The organism is Methylocystis sp. (assembly GCF_021731785.1).
Taxonomy (GTDB): domain Bacteria; phylum Pseudomonadota; class Alphaproteobacteria; order Rhizobiales; family Beijerinckiaceae; genus Methylocystis.
In genome coordinates this window covers 1-3,228 of sequence record NZ_JAKFWS010000081.1, presented here as the reverse complement: position 1 = coordinate 3,228, position 3,228 = coordinate 1, and the positions used below count along the sequence as shown (strand labels likewise).

At 62.9% G+C, this 3,228-nt stretch carries 3 protein-coding genes; 2 read left to right on the top strand and 1 reads right to left on the bottom strand.

The annotated features are described in order from the left end of the window. Positions 1-520 (bottom strand): MBL fold metallo-hydrolase (locus QZ964_RS13615; protein WP_292532190.1); only part of this gene is annotated, 520 nt, incomplete at its 3' end. A gap of 291 nt (positions 521-811) precedes the next feature. Here QZ964_RS13615 and xoxF5 point away from each other — a divergent pair. Together xoxF5 and QZ964_RS13605 are read left to right on the top strand one after the other, a co-directional pair. Next, positions 812-2,620, top strand: a complete 1,809-nt coding sequence (xoxF5, locus tag QZ964_RS13610; RefSeq protein ID WP_196404534.1) for a lanthanide-dependent methanol dehydrogenase XoxF5 — start codon at positions 812-814, stop codon at positions 2,618-2,620. A gap of 148 nt (positions 2,621-2,768) precedes the next feature. After that, a partial coding sequence (locus QZ964_RS13605) for a c-type cytochrome, methanol metabolism-related (protein ID WP_292532191.1) occupies positions 2,769-3,228 on the top strand: 460 nt, incomplete at its 3' end.

Genomic DNA, 3,228 nt, shown 5'->3' with positions numbered 1-3,228 from the left:
CCTGCAGCACGATCTCGCGACGGCCGAGATCGCGCGTCAGCGTCTGGTCGACGGTCATCGTCGGGGGCACGATCGTGACGCCGTCTAGGGCGTCGCCCATCTGCGCGCGACAGGCCGAAAGATAGTGCGGCCCACGCGCCGCCAGCGCCCGCGGCAGATTCTTGTGCCCGACGAAAATCGCGCCGGTCTCGACGAAGGCGCCATTGCCGAAAATATGGTCGGGATGGGCGTGGGTGTTGATGACGTAGCGAATGGGCTTTTGCGTCTTTTCGCGCAGCGCCGCGAGGAAGGCGCGGCCTTCGATCAGGCTGCCGCCCGTATCGATCACCGCGACCGATTCGTCCCCGACGATGGCGCCGAGATTGGCGATGTCGCCCGCATTTTCCCGAGTCATGAGGGAAGTTTCGCCCTGATGCGCGTAAGCGCCGGGGGCGATTTCACTTAAGGAGAAGGCGCGGGCGGGATACCCGGCGACAAGCGGCGCGAGCGCCGCGACAAGCGCCAGCAAGCGACGCAACATGTTGTTCGCCTTGGCTGTTTCATGGGCTGGCCGATGCGCTGCATCGCACGGCCGCGCCATTGTTTTTTGCGATTGCGATTCAAGAGCTAGCGACATATTATCCCGCCGTTTCCGAGTTAAAAGATGTCTTCCGGACGGGAACCGGGAGCTTCTCGCCGCTGGCGGACGTTTTGTCCCGCCGGCTTGAGACATAAACGGAAATCGCCTTCCCAATGTCGAGGCGCCAAGGAGGCACGACGTCGGCGGCGGCGCATAAAAATGCGCGCCGGACGTCGTCAGGAGGAAAAGCTCATGCATAAACTGTTGTTGTCGACTTCGGTGGCCGTACTCGCGCTCGCCGGCGCGGCGAAGGCCGACGATTTGCAGACCCTGCAGAAAGACCCCAAGCAGTGGGTGATGCCGACGGGTGATTACGGCAACCTGCGCCATTCCGCTCTTAAGCAGATCACGACCGAGAACGTCGGCAAGCTCGCGCCGGCGTGGCAGTTCTCCACCGGCGTTCTGCGCGGCCATGAAGGCGCGCCGCTCGTCATCGGCGACGTCATGTATCTGCATACGCCGTTCCCCAACAACGTCTATGCGCTCGACCTGAAGGATCCGGACCACAAGATCCTCTGGAAGTATGAGCCCAAGCAAGATCCGTCGGTCGTGCCGGTGATGTGCTGCGACACGGTCAACCGCGGTCTCGCCTATGGCGACGGCAAGATTTTCCTGGCGCAGGCCGACACCACGCTCGTCGCGCTCGACGCCAAATCCGGCAAGCTCCTCTGGTCGGTCAAGAACGGCGATCCCTCCAAGGGCCAAACCTCGACCGCGGCCCCGCATGTCTTCAAGGACAAGGTGTTCGTGGGCATCGCCGGCGGCGAATTCGGCGTGCGCGGCCACATCACGGCCTATGACGTGAAGACCGGCCAGCAGGTGTGGCGCGGCTATTCGATGGGCCCCGACGCGGATACGCTCATCGAGCCGGGCAAGACCACCCATCTCGGCAAGCCGGTCGAGAAGGACTCGGGCATCACGACCTGGGAAGGCGATCAGTGGAAGATCGGCGGCGGCACCACCTGGGGCTGGTACAGCTATGATCCGGACCTGAATCTCGTCTACTACGGCTCGGGCAATCCCTCGACCTGGAACCCCAAGCAGCGTCCGGGCGACAATCGCTGGTCGATGACCATCTGGGCGCGCGACCTCGACACCGGCAAGGCGAAGTGGGTTTACCAGATGACGCCCCACGACGAGTGGGACTATGACGGCATCAACGAGATGATTCTCGCCGACCAGGACATGGGCGGCCAGAAGCGCAAGACTCTCGTCCACTTCGACCGCAACGGCTTCGGCTATACGCTTGACCGAGTCACCGGCGAACTGCTCGTCGCCGAGAAATTTGATCCGGCGGTGAACTGGGCGACCAAGGTCGATATGGACAAGAGCTCCAAGACCTATGGCCGTCCGCTCGGCGTGGCGAAATATTCGACGGAGCAGAACGGCGAAGACGTCAATACGCAATATGTCTGCCCGGCGGCGCTTGGCTCCAAGGACCAGCAGCCGGCGAGCTACGACGCGACGACGGGACTGTTCCTGGTTCCGACCAACCATGTCTGCATGGACTATGAGCCGTTCCGCGTGAGCTATACGGCGGGCCAGCCCTACGTCGGCGCGACGCTGGAAATGTTCCCGGCGGGCAAGGACAAGGGCGAGACCCACACCGGCAACTTCATCGCCTGGGACGCCAAGGTCGGCAAGATCGTCTGGTCCAATAAGGAGCAGTTCTCGGTCTGGGGCGGCGCGACGTCGACGGACGGCGGCATCACCTTCTATGGCACGCTCGAGGGCTATCTGAAGGCTGTCGACACGAAGACCGGCAAGGAGCTCTATAAGTACAAGACTCCGTCGGGAATCATCGGCAACGTCACCACCTATGAGTCCGGCGGCAAGCAGTATGTCGCGGTGCTCTCGGGCGTTGGCGGCTGGGCCGGCATCGGCTTGGCGGCTGGCCTCTCGAAGAGCAACGAGGGACTCGGCGCCGTGGGCAACTATGCGTCGCTGGCCAACTATACGGCTCTCGGCGGCGTCTTGACTGTCTTCGCTCTGCCGAACTAAGCGAGACGCGAAGCAATTAAAAGCCGGCGCTCGGCGCACCGTCAAGGTGCCGCCGAGCGTCGGCGTTTACACTGTGTGGGAAGAGAAGAGACCAAGGAGAGAGGTAATGAGATCGTCGCTTGCCGGAGCGTTAGCTCTGGGCGTCATCATGTGCGTGGGAAGCTCCGCCATGGCCGAGGCGCCGGGAGACCCCAAGGCCGTCAAATCGACAGACGGCAAATATCTCGACGCCAAAGGCGACCCCACCTACAACGTCGGTCCCGACGGCAAGGTGGACTGGTACACCTTCTCCGGCTATCGCCGCTATCACGCGGAATGCCACGTCTGCCACGGCCCCAATGGCGGCGGCTCGACCTATGCGCCGGCGCTCAAGGATTCGGTGAAGCGGTTCGACTATGCCGAGTTCGCCGGCATCGTCATCGGCGGCCGCCAGAACGGCAACAGCGTTATGCCGGCCTTCGCCGAAAACAAGAACGCCTCCTGCTACATCGACGATCTCTATGTCTATCTGCGCGCCCTCTCGACCGGCGCTATCGAGCCCGGACGTCCGGGAAAGAAAGAAGACCGCCCGGAGGCCTTCGCCAAGGCCGAGACCGAGTGCATGAACC